Genomic DNA, 17,406 nt, shown 5'->3' with positions numbered 1-17,406 from the left:
GGAGGCCAATGAAAAAGTTAAAAAGCAACCTTTTTCATTGGCCTCGAAAATGGCCCTTTGTAAAACCACTTACCCGTTTACAGTCGCATAAGCTTCTAATAGATACTTGTTGATCGTTGCTTTTAGTTTTTCTTGTCTACCAGATTTGTTTTTGATTTCGCCAAGCTCAAGTGCATACTTCTCTAACTTATGGAAGTCCGTTTTTCCTTCAACAATCTCAAGACCGATGCCTTTTGTGTAGCTGCTGTAGCGATCTGCAACAAAGTCTTCTAATACTTTGTCTTCAAGGAGACGTTGAGCGACTTTTGCACCGATCGCGAATGCATCCATACCAGCAATGTGAGCGTGGAATAGGTCATCTGTATCAAATGAACCACGACGTACTTTCGCATCAAAGTTCAATCCACCTGTTCCAAGTCCGCCATTTTTCAAGATTTCATACATTGCGAGTGTAGTAGAGTAAAGATCTGTCGGGAATTCATCTGTATCCCAGCCAAGTAATGTGTCACCTTGGTTCGCATCAACTGATCCTAACATGCCGTTAATACGTGCTAAATGTAATTCATGTTCAAACGTATGACCAGCTAATGTTGCATGGTTTGCTTCAATGTTGAACTTGAAGTGATCTTGAAGATCATATTTTTGTAAAAATGATAGAGATGTTGCTACATCAAAGTCATATTGATGAGTTGTTGGCTCTTTTGGCTTAGGTTCGATTAAGAACTGAGCGTCAAATCCAATTACATTAGCATAGTCTTTGGCCATATGGAAGAAACGTGCTAAGTTGTCTAGCTCAAGACCCATATCTGTATTTAGAAGTGTTTCATATCCTTCACGTCCGCCCCAGAATACATAGTTTTCAGCACCAAGCTCTTTCCCAACTTCTAAGCCTTTCTTTACTTTCGCAGCTGCATAAGCAAAGATATCTGCATTTGGCGATGTTGCTGCCCCTGATAACCAGCGTGGGTGCGTGAACATATTTGCTGTGTTCCATAGAAGCTTTGTGTTGCTCGTTTTCATGTATTCTTTCATCATTGCTACAATTTCATCAATGTTTTTGAACGTTTGGCTAAGTGAATCTGCCTCAGGTGCAATGTCAAAATCATGGAAAGCGAAGTATGGAACACCAAGCTTTTCATAAAATTCGAATGAAGCTTCAACACGTACTTTTGCTAAGTCCATTCCTGTAAGACGATCGTACGGGCGAACCGTAGTACCTGCGCCAAATGGATCTGCACCTTCCCCCGTAAATGTGTGCCAGTAGGACACTGCGAAACGTAAATATTCTTCCATTGTCTTACCGTTAAATTTCTCTTCTGGATTGTAGTACTTATATGAAAATAGATTAGTAGAATTAGGACCTTCAAATTTCACTTTGTTTACATTGCTAAAATAGCTCATTTTTATTCCTCCAATGTGTCACGATGAATTTGGAATCGCTTTCACCCCTCCTTCATTATATCAGCGTAAACTTAGTTTGTCCATCGAACTAACTAAGTTTTATATTTTTTTAGATTTGTGATATAACTATAAATATAGAAAAGAAGCAAACTACAACCTAGTAATAACGAAGGGATAAAAGGTCTATGTCATGGAACCAGAAAGTTGTAAAGGTGAAAAACAAACATTCCATTCTAAAAACCATTATAGAACGTGCCCCTCTATCTCGTGCCGACATCTCTCAGCACATTGGACTAACGAAAGGAACCGTTTCTACGATCGTAAACGAACTATTAAAGGCGAACTTATGCTATGAAACAGGACCTGGAGAATCTAGTGGTGGCAGACGTCCAGTCATGTTGTTGTTTAATGAACGAGCTGGATACTCAATTGGAATCGATTTGGGGGTTAATTACATTTTAGGTGTGTTAACGGATTTATGTGGAACGATCATCGAGGAAAAAATGATTACGATTACAAAAAAGACGTATGAAGACATACTTATTTTGCTGAAAGAAGTCATTCAGTTTTTGCGTCATTTAGCACCAGAAAGCCCTTACGGTGTCGTTGGGATCGGCATCGGCGTTCCAGGGATCGTAACAAAGGATGGTAAAATCCTCCATGCTCCGAACTTAGGATGGAAAAACATTTCCCTTAAACAGGATATTGAAAAAGATTTTGCCCTTCCAGTCACAATTGACAACGAAGCCAATGCTGGAGCTTATGGTGAAAAACGATTTGGAGCCGGAAAAGACTTTGAAAATCTTATTTACATTAGTGCCGGAATGGGGATTGGTGTTGGTTTTATGTTAAACAATGAACTATACCGAGGAGCTGAAGGGTTTGCTGGTGAAATGGGTCATATGATCATCGAAGTAAATGGAGAACCATGTAGCTGTGGCAGTAGAGGTTGTTGGGAATTATACGCATCTGAAAAAGCGTTATTAGAACAAGCAACAAAGGACCTCACAGCTGTACAACCGGAGCAGACATTAGAAGAACTGATTACACAAGCAGGTGCAAACGATGAAATAAAAGCAATTTTTAAACAAGTTGGTGAAAAACTCGGAATCGGAATTAACAATATTATTAATTCCTTTAACCCTCAACAAATCATTATCGGCAACCGTTTAGCGTTGGCAGAGAATTTGCTGCTTAACCCGATCCTTCAAGTCGTAGAAGACCGCACGCTTAAACATAATCAATCAAACTTACAAATTACCTTTTCCGACTTAGCAAGTCACTCCTCAGCCCTCGGCATTTCTGCTTATGCGATTGAGAACTTTATTGATACGGAAATGTATACAGAATTGTGATATGCTCACTCAAAACAAAAGGTCTGCCACCTAACACATCTCAAATGGTGCTAGGAAGCAGACCTTTTTTCATTCGACAAACTTCGGGGCGTACCAGGCACCTAAGCTGTTTCGACCTTCTCTTTTCCGCCTTCACTGCGCTCAACGAACACTGCACATGCAGCGTCACCTGTAATGTTAACAGACGTGCGAAGCATATCGAGAAGACGGTCAACGGCAAGGACAAGGGCAATTCCTTCTACCGGCAGTCCAACAGATTGCAGCACCATCGCAAGCATAATCATCCCGACACCAGGGACACCAGCTGTTCCAATACTAGCAAGCGTTGCTGTTAACACGACTGTTACTAAGTCACCCATCGATAGCTGCACCGCAAACACTTGAGCAATAAACACCGTCGCAACAGCTTGCATAATCGCTGTACCGTCCATATTAATCGTTGCTCCAAGCGGCTGCACAAACCCTGAGATTGGTTTGGAGACTCCTAAGTTTTCTTGAGCTGTTTTCATCGAAAGTGGCAGGGTTGCGTTACTACTCGATGTACTAAAAGCCACCGTCATTGCCGGGAAAAATCCTTTAAAAAATTTCACCGGACTCATTTTCCCTAAGAAATAAGCAGTGCCTGAGTACACAACAGCTGCATGTATAAGTAGTGCTAAGATGACACAGAACATATACATGCCCATCGATGATAAAGCATCTAGCCCTTGCTCTCCTAAGGCAGACGCAATCAGTGCAAACGCCCCGTATGGCGCAAGCTTCATCGCGATTGTGACAAGGTACATCATAATGTCATTTCCTTGCTCCATTAGCCTAGTTACACCACTCGTTTTGTCGCCAAGCGCTGCAAGCCCAATCCCGACGAATACCGCAAAGGCAATGATTTGCAGCATCTCCCCTGATGCCATTGCTTGAATTGGGTTTGTTGGAATGATGTTTAGCAACGTCTCCATAACCGGTGGCGGATCTTGTGCGACAAACTCCTCTCCACTTTCTCCCATCAACCCTTCTTGTCCAGGCTGAATGACAAGAGCGACGGCAAAGGCAATACAAAGTGCCAGCATCGTTGATACGAGATAAAAACCAACGGTCTTCGTCCCAATTCTTCCTAACTTCTTCGTGTCACCCATGCCCGCTGTTCCAAGCACAATGGAAAAGAACACAAGCGGTACGACTAGCATCGTAATAACCTTTAAGAACAGCTGTCCTAAAGGAGTTAGAAAATACGCATCAACAGGTACAAAGAGACCTGGTGCTAAGATATTAAAACCGATTCCAACCCCTACCCCGAGTATCAGAGCGATCATAATTTTTTTCGTTAAACTCACCTGACATTCTCCTCTCATGATTTCTAATTTTCATTCATCATCAGGTAGAAGGTAAACGTTCATTATTTTAGCTAAAGTGCATTTTGTTAGTTAACACGTATACCCTCTTTGTACATAACGGAAACATTAAACCATTTTTGGCCATAAATTTATGTATTACATCCATTTTACATTTAAGAACTTTCACAGACCTTGGCTAAATAGAAGCAATTCCTATGTATTTCAACGTTTAACTCCTACAACTGATGATGAGTTTTTCACTTGTTCTCTTCCTTAACTAGTTCAAGAACATAAAGAACATATTAGAAGGAAACATTTTATTTTTCAAGCCCACTGTCATATAATTTAACGAATGTTTGTCAGTTTTATTTAGCACCTGACCTCTTCTCTATAATGAAAAAACAAATCAGAAACTAACTTTATTCTCGTTTAATCAAACAATGGGTAAGAAATTCTGATAGCGCTTAGATTTTCAGTTTCTTCAACACAACCTTTTCCCAAAGTTGCCATGGCAGCCACTTCTTGATAAGCAATGTCATTTTCAACCCTCTTCCAATCGGATAGCGTAATTGCTTCAGATTTTTCACCGAAGCTAGATCACAAACGAGCATCGCTACCTCTTTTGGATCACCGTGCTTATTCTTACCAGATTCTAATGTATCCGTAATCGTTCTCATATAATCATAATAAGGAGAATTTTCCCCTAGTGAGCGTTCCGACACTTTCATGCCAGAAGTCCATATATTCGTTTTATAAGAGCCTGGCTCAACAAGTGCCACTTGGATTCCAAATGGCTTCATTTCTAATCGTAGACTTTCCGTATATCCTTCTAACGCATGCTTGGACGCGGCATAAGGCGATAAACCTGGAAACGCAATTTTCCCACTTACACTACTCATATTTAGGATCGTTCCCGTTCTCTGTTTACGCATAATCGGTAGAACCGTCTGAGAAACTGCCATTACACCCAATACATTTGTTTCAAATTGCCGGCGATATTCCTCTATGTCCACTTCTTCTGCAAATCCGCCAATGGCAAACCCAGCATTGTTCACTAACACATCGACTCGCTCTATTGATTCCACTTTCTTTTTCAATGCCGAAATTGAACTAGAATCCGTTACATCAAGTGGAAAAGCTTCGATTCGCTTTAGCAAGTTCTTATCATCGACCAACGTATTAAATTGTGCTGCTTTTTCAACAAAACGCATCGTTGCAAGCACATGATATCCACGTTTGGCAAATTCAATTGCTGTCAGTAAGCCAAACCCACTTGATGCTCCTGTAATTATTGCTGTTTGTTTCACGTCATTCCCCCTATTTTTTCAAGATACACAAATGGCAAGTATGTAAAATTTCATTAAACCTCTTATTTACATATAACACCCTTTTCTTATTTAATCCAGACTATAAAATACCTAACTTATTCATTCCCACCCTAAAAAAAGCTATTTAAACAAAAAAATGCTGTAGACTGCTCCTTACCCCAGTCTTTTACAAAGACGCTTTTTCTCTCTAACGAATAATTTTACTCACAGAGGACACATTATTACCTGTAAGACGATCCAATCACATTTCCTAGGAGGTTTTTCACCATGGGCTTTTTTGATTTGTTCAATGAAGAAGAAGAAACTCGCAAGGAAAATCGAAAAGAGGTGCGTGGGGTAGATCGAGAGCCCGATACCGAATTTGCCGCAGAGGATGCTCATCTTGACCTTCGTCAAGAAGAATTAGATATCCACAAACACAGCGAGGAAACTGGCGATGTCGTACTTCATAAAGATATTGTCGAGGAAGAAAAAGTAGTCAATGTTCCTGTTTCACATGATCAAGTCATCATCGAAAGAAGAGCCGTTGATCATGAGCCAACGGCTGAACCAATTACTGAAGAAGAGACGGTTCACATACCCGTTACTGCAGAGACGGTCGATGTTGATAAGCATACGGTTGTCACTGGTGAAGTGTCTGCTCATAAGCGCGCCGTTCAAGAAACAGAACAAGTACGTGATGTCCTTCATAAAGAAGTTGCAGATGTTGAAGCACATGGCGACACAGATATCATTAACGAGGACTAAGACAGAAATGTCCTTAGAGGATGATTCAACGGTCTGATCCGACCTTTTGAATCATCCTCTTTTCAAATGAGCATTGCCGCTATACCTGTCATGAGTGGCTTTTTTAAACAGCTTTTTCATACTTTTGACATTGCTGTACATAATAATAAAAAGTCTATTTTAGGAGGTCCTATGGGAAAATTAATTCTTATTGGAGCGGGTATTGGAGCGATCATTGGCTGGATAATGAATATTTCCATTGCACTTGGTCTTGTTCTAGGAGCAATCGTTGGTGGAATTAGTTTTTTTTTAGTAGCTACAAGAAACAACAATTCGTTAGGTAAGTCAGATGGATCCGAACAAACCATCCAAATACGCGAAGAGCAGCTGGATATAAAAAAAGAAAGAGTACAAACGGGTGAGGTAAAGGTTCATAAAGAAGTCGTTGAAGAACAGAAAACATTCACGGTCCCGATCAGACGTGAAGAAATGGTTATCGAAGCGGGTAGTGAAGAAGAGTTACGAATTCCTCTGAAAGAAGAAGAAATAGAAATAAGGAAACACCCTGTTCAAGTAAACGAGGTTTCCATATCAAAACGTCAAATTCAAGAAATGGAACAAGTGAAAGAAACGTTAAAAAAAGAAACCGCACACTTTGACATTAAAGGTGACGTAGATGTAAAAGAAGAAGAAAATGAAACTAACTCAAAACAATAACAATAAAAACTGCAGTTTTTATAGCACCTCAGATCATAATAATGGTTTGTTACTGTTTTGCACAAAATGAAAATATACACCAACATCGATTCTTTGCATTCTTATTGATTCACCACTAGCTAGCACACAGCATGAAAAGAGAGAACTATTACCACATTGGTAAGTTCTCTCTTTCGACAAACTTCGGGGGCGTGCCAGGCACCACCCTAATCAGCACTTTTATCGTTTACCGCTTTTCCTTTTTGGAAGGTCGACTGGTAATTGAATACGTATTGTTCCGCTTTTTAATAAAACCTTACTATTTGGCAATACGTTAACAGACTTCCCTTCCTCCATTTCTTTTTCTTGTTCTTCTAGCCCTGTTAAATCAAATTCAGTACTAGGATCTACTGGAACATTTACGTTATCAACATTGATATGTCCCCAATCACCTGTTGCTTGGTCAACAACTTTTACATATAACTCTTCTCCAATATACTCAGATGCATCAAAGCGCACTCTGCGATATTGTTCAGAGTTATGACCTGTTGCTTTCATGATATATTCACCATCAGATGCTCTCACTAATGCTACATAAAGCTGATCAATAATGTTTCCTCCTGATACTAAGAAATCAATTTGACCATTGCCACCTAAAATAAAGTTTTGTGACTTCATGACTCCAGTAGCACCATCCCCCTCATGTTCAGGATGGAACCCCCAATAATGATAATGGTTCGGGTCAATAGCCATATGCGCTTGATTAAATGGACCACCCCAGCCCCAATCATAACGATCCGTAATATGCTCATCTGTAAAAGCATTGCCTTCTACGATCCAACCAGAAAAATCTCCTGTTTGCAAATCATGATTCGGTAAGGTAATATGCTCTGGAACTTCTTCAACATCTGGCCAATGTGCTGGTACAGTTTCTCCATAAGCAGAGCCGAGTTCCCACACTTCCATTGACTTGACTGTAATGTCACCATTTTCGCTCCATAACTCCAATCCAAGTGCATCGAAGTGCGTCGGATAAATTCTTGATGTAATGCTCTTATAGCCATTCGCATAAGCCTCTACCATTGATCGGTCTAAATAAATGTGGAGTTTCAAATTTTCTCCATCTAATTCCATCACATCTCCTTGAATCCCTTTACGAACATCAGGATCCAAACTAGACTTGTTTCGATCAATCGAATACATCGAATTCTCATAGTCATAATAGATCAGCGTTTCCTCTTCTCCATTTTCACTACGTCTCACTTTAATTCCAAATTCACTTGCATTATGATTGTCTACTTCTAGAGTAATCTCTAATAGATCTCCTTGAACGTCTGATAAGAGGTCATTTGCTTTAGAGATATTCTTATTATTAAATGAAGCTAACTGCTTCGTTCGAAGTTCTTGTACCTCTTCAATTGGTTCAATTCCAAGTTCATTATTCTCCCGTAACGTAAGGCTTAATGGTAAACCGGCATTATGCGCCCAACCAGCATCATGCTGCGCTTGTTCCGATCTTTTTCCTTGAGCAATACTAAATAAAATCGAACGGCCATCAGGATCGACAAACCCACTCGGACCAGTGAAATGCTCACCCTTATCAAAAATTCTCGGCTCGGTGTGATCAGGAGTAAACTCTAAGTTCTCTTTATCCCACGTTCCAATCCAATGCCATACATATTTTACATTGTGCGGGCTATAGCCATCAAACCACGGATTGATAAATAGAACATGTTTCCCTGTGTCGTTTCCGTCTTCATCTTGTAACGGTAAGAAAACAGGCAGCTCCCAAACTTGTCCGGTCTCCGGATAGTTCGCGTAATCACCAACAAAAAATGGCTTTTCGTATGTCCAATTTTCTAAGTCTGTTGACGTATAAAGAAGGGCTGTTCCTCCTACACTACTGTCCCCATTTCGAATACCAGAACCGACTAACTGATACCATGTATCACCGTCACGCCAAACATATGGGTCTCTAAATTGTCCGTACCAAACTTCTCCTTCATCTACATGCAAACCTTCTGCTTGAACCGTTACAGGCTCATCATTCATTTCCCAATTTGGTAAGTTTACATCACCGTCTTCAGTAAATGTACTTCTAGCAAGTCCTGTCATTTGGTTTGGTACTTTGCTATCATCTCCAGCTGTAAACAATAGCACCGGTAGACCATCCGCATCAAAAGTGGCATCCCCTGACCATACTCCATCAGGTGAGACAGAACCTCCATCTGGTGCAAGCGCAACCGGCATATCTTCCCAGTGGATCATATCATCACTAACAGCATGTCCCCAATGAATATGACTCCAGTACGGTCCTTGTGGGTTATGCTGATAAAAGATATGGTATTTCCCATTAAAATAAAACGGCGCATGTGGCTCATTCATCCAATGTTCAGGTGAAATAAAGTGATACTGCGGTCGATGACGATCTCCGTCAAAACGACTACGATCCATTGCTAAATTCGGAGTTGGATGCTCGCCATTTTTAAAAGAGCTAACATAATCAGTATAAATCTCACTAACCTTCTCCGCGCTATAGGAATCATTAACAATTTTCACTTCATCCATTAATCCGTTAAACATATTCGCTGAAAACGTTCCATTAATCACCGCCGGATGATTATGCTTCCCAATGATAAGCGGCTCTGTTGACGGCGTAATATTTGCATTTAATGGCGTTTTTGTCGTTCCTACTGCTTCTCCATTTAAATACAATGTCAACTCACTCTTTTGCTTATCATATGTTGCGACGATATGGGACCACTTAAACTTCTCTAACGGCTTATCTTCATCTGCCCAAAGCTCAATCCATTCCCCGTTCATACCTAACTCAAATGACCAACTACCATGTCTGCCCATTCCTAAAGCAAAGCCTTCATTTTTGCCTGCATCATGCTGGTTCACAATCACGGACTTTTTGCCTTCGTTCCCCCATTCGTATGCTCTTGGAGCAACCCAAGCTTCAATGGTAAGGGCATCTGTCACTTTTGCAAAATCCGTTGCTTCTCTTTGAACATACGTAGAATATCCGTCAAACAGCAAGCCACTTCCAACAATTCCCTCTCTCCAAAGTGGTTCTGATGAAGGTTTATCTACTGCATCATTAAATATATAGTCAATATGATCTTCGATTTCAGTGACTTCGTCTTTTGTAGTCGTCCCCGCTCCTTCATTAAAAGGCCAATAAGAAACGATACCATGATTTAACACGTTAAAGTCATCGACATTAATATGTGACCAACCACCAGAATCATCGTTATCAACGATTAAAAGATAAAGCTCTTGTCCAATGTAATCAGAAGCATCCCACGTTACTCGGTGGTAGTTCTCTGAATCATCAAACCATTCATTTGTTTGCCGCATTAATTCTTGATCATCAGAAGCTCTCATTAAGGCAACATATTGATTTTCACTATCATTACCTCCACCGATTAAAAAGTTGATCTCACCTGTACCAGCTAGAACAAAGTTACTAGACTTTATTTTAGCCGTCTTATGATCTTTTCCCCAGAGGTGATAGTCGCCATCTTTATTAATCGGCTCAGGATGCCAGTAATCTACTTCTGACGTCACATCTTCATCATCATAGGTCCCCTCTAATACCGTCCATCCAGTTAAATCTCCTGTTTCAAAGCCTGAATTTTCAATCTCGTTAGGAATAACATCCTCACTTGAATTTAACACGTTAAAGTCATCAACATTAATGTGACCAAATCCACCAGAATGTCTATCAACGACTTTAATAAACACCGCTTCACCTAAGTGTTCTGAAGCGTTCCATGACACTCTACGATATTGCTCTGTATTTCTACCAGTTGTTCTAAATAACTCTTCTCCAGTTGAAGCCTTAACCAATGATACGTATAGGTTCTTTTCGTCTTGTCCGCCTCCTACTAGGAAGTTAACGGTTCCATTTCCATCTAACTTAAATAAACTAGATTTCATTACACCTGTACGGATGTCAGCACGATCTTCATTATTTGCACCTGCAAAACCCCATACATGGTACGTTCCTTCTTGATTAAACGGGCCACCCCAAAATTGAGTTTCGTCCGTTACAACCCCATTAAATGCACTTCCATGCGTCACCCAACCAGTTAGATCCCCCGTTTCAAAACTTGCATTTTCAATGTCAGTCGGTAAGCTCTCAACATCAATTTCACTAGGGAAATGACCATAGCTTCGTTTAAAGTCATTTTTGTAACCAGGTGTAAATTCAGCACTGTTTAATTGATAGATTTCTAGATTTTTAAGGTGAATCGTTCCATTATCAGCAAATAACTCCAATCCTTTACTTTCTGGATCAGGGAAGATTTGTTCCGTAAAGACAACCTCACCATCGTTAATAAACACTTCAACAGAAGAACGATCTACAAAAATATGCAGTTTTAACGTCTCTTCATTTGTTTTTAAAGAAGCTGTGTGTTTCGCCGCAAAATTAGGATGGAAATCAACTAATCCAGAATTTCTACGATCAACATATACTTCTTTCACATCATCTTGATAGCCAATCGTTGTATACTCTGTATCGCCTTTTCTTACGTTAAAGCCTACTTCATTGGCAGTCGTTTGCTCCATATCAATTTCAGCAATGATCTCTAACGTATCCCCTGCAACACCTGATAGGAGAGTATTTGTACTTTCTACCGTCTCATTCGTCCAACTCACTTTTTCTCCACGTAACGATTCTAACTCGTTCACTGGAGCTTGAGCTAAACGAATTCCTGCATCCGTTTGTTCTAACCTTAGCTCTCGAGGTAGTGTCATCGCACTTCTCCAAGGATCAGTAGGTGTATCCCCAGCATATTTTGGCGGACTCATCCAGCCAAGTAACGTCGGGCGATCATTTGGTGTGTTACTCCATGTAACACCCGCATAAATATCTGCACCATAGTCGAACCACTTAATTTCTTCCTCATCTGGGGTGAAGTTCTCTCCATCGAACTCTCCAATAAAGTAACCCATTCCTTGTCCACCAGTTGGACCATTCGCTACACTTGTAATGAGAACCCATTTTTCTTCTATTCCGTTTTCAGTTGTTACAGGTAACTTAATTAGATCGGCACATTCCCATATTCCAAGGTCTCCATTAACCGCTGGATTTTCAAAGCGACTTACCTTTGTCCACTCTTTTAAGTTTGGTGACGTATAGAAGTCAACTTGTTTTCCAGTTGCTATAACAAAGACCCACTCATTTTTGTCCTCATTCCAAAATACTTTCGGGTCTCTGAATACACCATCTCCGCCACTAGTCACTTTCGTTTCTTCTGGCATATCAATCACAGGATTTCCTTCATACTTTTCCCATGTTCGTCCTTTATCGTTACTGTAAGCTAAACCAACCGTTTGGTTATCATTACCTAACTCATAAGTGAATATTGCTACTAACGGTGGTTGGCTACCATCACCGAATCCACTTGTATTATTCTCATCAACAACGGCACTTCCCGACCAAATAAACCCTAATTCATCTGGATATAAGGCAATCGGCATATGCTCCCAATTGACTAAATCTGTACTAATTGCATGTCCCCAATACATCGGACCCCATACTTTATCATTTGGATTATGTTGATAGAACAAATGATATTCTCCATCCAAATACACCATTCCATTTGGATCATTCATCCAATTTTTTTCTGGTGTGAAGTGAAATTGCGGTCTAAAAGCTTCATTATAGTAACCTGTCAAAGTACTATCTTTACCTGTTTCATTATCGTCAGTTGCTTCTTCTTCTGGTACTTCTGTTTCTTCTGGCACTTCTACCTCCTCAGGCACTTCTGTTTCAGCTGAAACTGGATACATTAAAAATGGTTGACTTACCAATAGAATGGTAAGAAATAGAAATATTAGCTTCCTAAACTTCCTTATTTTCATAACTTTCTCCTCCATAATTATATCTTATTTATAGAAACACCGTCATCCTCAATACATTTATGTAAGCGCTTACGTAAATACTTAGCAAATTAAAAATGAAAGTGCTAACTATCAGCAATCTATTTCAGTAAAAATTTATTGTCACTATCCACCATAATTCTAATAGATTTTGTTCAAAAAAGGGGCAGTTTTTCCCCTTTCTGACTAAAAATTAAAGCAACGAACGGAGCCATTGCACCCACTTTTCAAACACGCTCTAATCGGAAACATTTATCAACTGTAAAAAAACACTTCGGTTACACAAACCTTAGTTCAGTGGCTTACCGAACTAAGGTTGCTTACTTATTTATCGTGTTTTTTCAGTACTGTTCACTAAACTCCACTTCCGCAAACTCGTAATCGACACAGCACCCTCTGCAAAAAACTCAATACCTGTAGAGGATTCCCGAGGATAAATTCTTGAAGTCATGACTTTTTCTCCGCCATTAACAAATATTTCAATAGAGGATTTATCCATGAAAATCCGCAACTGAAGCTGGTTATCTTTTAACTCAACTGGTGCTTTACGAATGCCATCTAACCCTTTTCCCGACTTGTTTCGGTCTAATGTTAAAAAGCCTTCAGCACGATCATAACTAACCACCGTTTCTTCGTCTTGTTCTTCGCTCACTCGCAGCTTCAAACCGAACTGAGAAGCATCTTTTGCATCAATCGTTACGTCAAGCTCAAGACAATCACCCAATACTCCTTCAAGCTCTTGCTTACCTTCCAAAAGAACATCTTCATATTGCGTTAGGTCATTTCGTAACTTTTCAACTTCTGGTAGCGGCTTACTAATAATTTGTCCGTCCTCAATGATTAACTGACGCGGTAACGTCATAGCACCAGCCCAGTTATACTCTTGTTCAGGCATTTCACTTTCCCACATCGCCATCCAGGCAACCATCACTCTTCGGCCTTGGTCATCAATGGTAGATTGTGGAGCGTAAAAATCAAACCCATAATCAAGAAGGTAGAAGCTACCATGGCCGAGTTTTCCGCTTTCATAATCTAATTGGCCCAGTACATAACCTGATTGATGAAGATTATGATAAAGGTAATTCTCAGGCTCCATTCCTTGTGGAGACATCATTAACACATCATGACCATCAAGATGGAAAATGTCTGGACATTCCCACATGAAACCAAAGTTCCCTTCTCCTTTTGCTGCAATATTTAAAAATTCCCACTCTAGTAAATCTAGTGATCGGTAAATAAGAACCTGTCCAACTTCGTCCTTCGTTTTATTTCCAATCACACAGTAGTAATATTCCCCATGCTTCCAAACTTTCGGGTCTCGAATATGATTTGGGTGGATATCCCCAACAGGCGCATTCGTAATAACTGGATTATTTGATAGTTTTTCAAAATTCACTCCATCTTCACTTACAGCAAGACATTGAACTTGCTCCAAATCTGTATCGTGGTTATCACCTGTCCATTTATGCCCCGTATACATAAGATAAAGTTTGCCGTCTTTTTCAATTGCACTCCCGGAAAAGCAACCATCTTTGTCATACTCTTCACTTGGTGCAAGAGCAACCGGTAGATGCTCCCAACTTGTTAAGTCTTTACTTTTCGCATGGCCCCAATGCATCGGTCCCCACTCTGCAGAGAAGGGATGATGTTGGTAGAACAAATGATATTCCCCATTGTAAAAACTAAAGCCATTCGGGTCATTGACCCAATAGGCTGGTGAAGATACATGATACGTTAGTCTCCAATGATTCAAACTAACTTCTTCTTTTGCTTGATTAATAGATTTATTTGCTGTCTCAACTGCCTGCTCATGTCGCAACATACGGCACCTCCCGATTTCCTTCATTGCTACGTTCTTACCATCTTGTTTCTCTCTACTTTCGTTCCTTGACTGTTCTCTTCTTTTTCACGCATCATAACGGGCGCTAAAATCACCGTCGTCCAGATCCCGATAAGGCTCACACTATAAAATGGGATCACTCCTGGAAATGATCTAATGATTAGATATAAAAGAACATATCCACCCAGTAACAACCCTGTACGAACAGGATGCAAAGTACCAGTTATAAACGACATCTTGATCGTGTGCCATCCCCCGTGAGAATGGTGCGAGAGAATAGGCAATACATAAAGAACAACTATGCTATAAAGAACAAACGTACAAATCAATCCGTATTTCAAAAAGAGATGTAGGATTCCATCCATCGATTGAACAATCATAAAATTCGTAACAAGCACAGCACCTACAATAACGGTAAGCACCATCATAATATTTGCTCTCACAAAGGTTTCTTTCCACACATGAACGAAATACGGCACAACTTTAAATTCCTCTTGGTTGATCCATCGATTGAGGACGGATAGCATCGCAACCGTTGCAGGGAACATCCCAAATAGCCCCAGACCGAGTAACGTAAATGATAGCCATAGCAAATTTACAATCGCTAGTTTCATCAACCAATCACAGACTTTGTATATTCCGCCTGTCATTCCACCTACTTGCATATCCGTCACTCCTTTATAGATTTTTTGCACACTCTTACATCTTTACTTATCTAAAATTAGTTTTTCGAACCTGTATGCGTTAAACCTTGAATATAATATCTTTGTAAGAAAATAAAGATTAATAACATTGGAATCGTCGTAACCGTCAGTGCGGCCATCACTTGCCCCCACTGTACTGGTGGTTGATTCATGAAATATTGCAGACCAATTTGAATCGTTCTCATCCGGTCTTCCGTCGCTACAACCAATGGCCATAAGAAATCATTCCAATGGTTAATAAAGGTGAAAATCGCTACTGTAGCAAATATTGGTTTTGAAAGAGGCACAATAATTTTTAAGAAGATTCCAATTTGTGAACAGCCATCAATTTTCGCTGCTTCCTCAATCTCTTTTGGAAAGTCTAAAAAGAACTGTCTAAATAGAAAGATACTAAACGCATTTGCGATAAACGGCACAATCAACCCGGTATAAGTGTTCACCCACCCAAAGTTATAAACAAGAACATACAGTGGTAAGAAAATACTTTCTGGCGGAATGATAAGTGTTGCAATAATGACCGCTAACCAAAAATGACGTAACGGAAAGTTAAATCGAGCAAGAGCATAACCTGCCATTGAGTTAACCGTTAAACCAAAAACAATAATTCCGATTGTGTAAATTAAACTGTTTAACATATAACGGAACAAATCAACTCGCTCAAATGCTAATACGTAATTCGCAAAGTAACCACCTTCTCCAGGCGCAGGTGGCAAAAATGCCTTAATCGAACTGATATCTTGAAAGATTTGAAATTCATTTTTTAATGAAGAAGCTAGCATCCATAAAAGAGGGAATAAGAAGATGAACGCTAATAATGTCATAAAAAGGTAAAGGATCGTATTTCTGATTAATCTACTCTTTTTCATTACTCCTACCCCCTCTCCTCAGCAATAAACTTACGTTGTACGATGGTTATAATTAAAACTAAAATCGTGAAAACAACGGCCATCGACGAAGCGTACCCCACATCTCGATAATTAAAGCCGACTTCATAAATATGATAGACTAGTGTTTTTGTTGATCCTAGTGGTCCACCTTGTGTCATAATCATAGGCTGTACCAATAATTTCACAGCAGCAATTGTAATCGTAACAAAAATGAAAATCGATACATTTCTTAGACCCGGAAATGTAACATTCCAAAATTGTTGCCACGGAGTCGCCCCATCAATCGAAGCAGCCTCATATAAATATTTCGGAATATTTTGCAATCCCGCAAGGAAAATTAACATTTGAAATCCAGCTCCTTGCCAAACGGACATGACAATAATCGAATTCATCGCTTGACTTGGACTTGTTAAAAAGGGTTGTGGCGAAATACCAAATGTACCTAACAACTCGTTAATTAAGCCCTCATTTGGGTTATATAAAAACGTCCACAAGATTGATACAACAACTAACGACATAACGACTGGACTGAAATAGGCTGTACGGAAAAAGACTTTACACTTTAGTTTTTGATTGATTAACAATGCCAACCCAAGAGCAACAGCCATTTGAATTGGTACAACTAATAGCGCAAAATAGGCTGTATTTTTAAATGCTTGTCTAAACTCGGTATCTTGGAAAATATAAGTAAAGTTTTCAAGTCCAATAAATTGTTTCTGATCTGGTTTTAACAAGTAAAAATCTGTAAAACTATAATAAAAAGCCATTCCCATCGGATAAAGCAAAAACACTGCTAATAAAAGTAAAGCAGGTAGTAAAAACAAATAGCCATTGATTGTTTCTTGTGACTTTTGAGAATTCAATCGAAAACGCAATTTTCCTTTTATTTCCAACTTTTTATTGGTTTCCATTAACCATCACTCCACATCTGGCATTTAGCAGAACTAGAGGCTTGGTGAGCCTCTAGTTCATAGTATGTGTTCAAAAAGGTAAAACGACTTTTGGGTGTGCAATGGCTTCACTCGCTCCGCGACTTCTATGAAAAACCCACTCATAGAACACTTAAAACATTGCAGCGGCTTCGCTCATTGCTCCGAGATTGTTCAAAAAGGTAAAAAGCGACCTTTTTGTATGTGCAATGGCTTCACTCGCTGCGCGTCTTCTATGAGAAACCCACTCATAGAACACTTAAAACATTGCAGCGGCTTCGCTCATTGCTCCGAGATTGTTCAAAAAGGTAAAAAGC

11 protein-coding genes are annotated in these 17,406 nt (G+C 39.7%); 3 read left to right on the top strand and 8 right to left on the bottom strand.

The features are described from left to right. Positions 1 to 69: 69 nt before the first annotated feature. Positions 70 to 1,401: a xylose isomerase gene (xylA, locus tag SAZ04_RS17780; protein WP_332697724.1), complete on the bottom strand. Its 1,332-nt coding sequence runs from the start codon at positions 1,399 to 1,401 to the stop codon at positions 70 to 72. Between the two features lie 185 nt (positions 1,402 to 1,586). Between xylA and SAZ04_RS17775 the strand changes: the two genes are divergently transcribed. Then, positions 1,587 to 2,756 carry an ROK family transcriptional regulator gene (locus SAZ04_RS17775; protein ID WP_332697722.1) on the top strand — a complete coding sequence of 390 codons (1,170 nt, stop codon included), beginning with the start codon at positions 1,587 to 1,589 and terminating at the stop codon, positions 2,754 to 2,756. Positions 2,757 to 2,857: 101 nt separating this feature from the next. On the opposite strand, the gene SAZ04_RS17770 is transcribed toward SAZ04_RS17775, so the two are convergent. Further along, positions 2,858 to 4,084, bottom strand: a complete 1,227-nt coding sequence (locus SAZ04_RS17770) for a dicarboxylate/amino acid:cation symporter (RefSeq protein ID WP_332697720.1) — start codon at positions 4,082 to 4,084, stop codon at positions 2,858 to 2,860. Between the two features lie 464 nt (positions 4,085 to 4,548). Beyond that, entirely contained in the window at positions 4,549 to 5,391 is an 843-nt protein-coding gene (locus SAZ04_RS17765) for an SDR family oxidoreductase (RefSeq protein WP_332697718.1), read from the bottom strand. A 288-nt stretch (positions 5,392 to 5,679) separates the two neighbouring features. Between SAZ04_RS17765 and SAZ04_RS17760 the strand changes: the two genes are divergently transcribed. Next, positions 5,680 to 6,159, top strand: coding sequence for a YsnF/AvaK domain-containing protein (locus SAZ04_RS17760; RefSeq protein ID WP_332697715.1), 480 nt, complete (start codon positions 5,680 to 5,682; stop codon positions 6,157 to 6,159). Positions 6,160 to 6,330: 171 nt separating this feature from the next. Continuing rightward, entirely contained in the window at positions 6,331 to 6,855 is a 525-nt protein-coding gene (locus tag SAZ04_RS17755; protein ID WP_332697713.1) for a YsnF/AvaK domain-containing protein, read from the top strand. Between the two features lie 219 nt (positions 6,856 to 7,074). Here the strand turns inward: SAZ04_RS17755 and SAZ04_RS17750 are convergent, their stop codons facing one another. From SAZ04_RS17750 to SAZ04_RS17730, 5 genes are all read right to left on the bottom strand, one after another. Continuing rightward, the gene (locus SAZ04_RS17750) at positions 7,075 to 12,711 is read right to left on the bottom strand and encodes a GH32 C-terminal domain-containing protein (protein WP_332697711.1); all 5,637 of its coding nucleotides are present in this window, start codon (positions 12,709 to 12,711) and stop codon (positions 7,075 to 7,077) included. 346 nt (positions 12,712 to 13,057) lie between these two features. Next, positions 13,058 to 14,551 (bottom strand): glycoside hydrolase family 32 protein, encoded by a 1,494-nt coding sequence (locus tag SAZ04_RS17745; RefSeq protein ID WP_332697709.1) that lies wholly within the window; start codon positions 14,549 to 14,551, stop codon positions 13,058 to 13,060. A gap of 26 nt (positions 14,552 to 14,577) precedes the next feature. Next, positions 14,578 to 15,264, bottom strand: a complete 687-nt coding sequence (locus SAZ04_RS17740) for a YesL family protein (RefSeq protein ID WP_332697707.1) — start codon at positions 15,262 to 15,264, stop codon at positions 14,578 to 14,580. Between the two features lie 26 nt (positions 15,265 to 15,290). After that, positions 15,291 to 16,139, bottom strand: coding sequence for a carbohydrate ABC transporter permease (locus tag SAZ04_RS17735; RefSeq protein ID WP_332697705.1), 849 nt, complete (start codon positions 16,137 to 16,139; stop codon positions 15,291 to 15,293). A 5-nt stretch (positions 16,140 to 16,144) separates the two neighbouring features. Further along, positions 16,145 to 17,071 (bottom strand): carbohydrate ABC transporter permease, encoded by a 927-nt coding sequence (locus SAZ04_RS17730; protein WP_332697703.1) that lies wholly within the window; start codon positions 17,069 to 17,071, stop codon positions 16,145 to 16,147. Positions 17,072 to 17,406 lie beyond the last annotated feature (335 nt).

It is taken from the genome of Halalkalibacter lacteus (assembly GCF_036663595.1).
GTDB classification, from domain to species: Bacteria; Bacillota; Bacilli; order Bacillales; family Bacillaceae_D; genus Halalkalibacter; species Halalkalibacter lacteus.
Note: the sequence above shows the minus strand (reverse complement) of the source record. Positions and strands in the feature narration are given on the sequence as shown.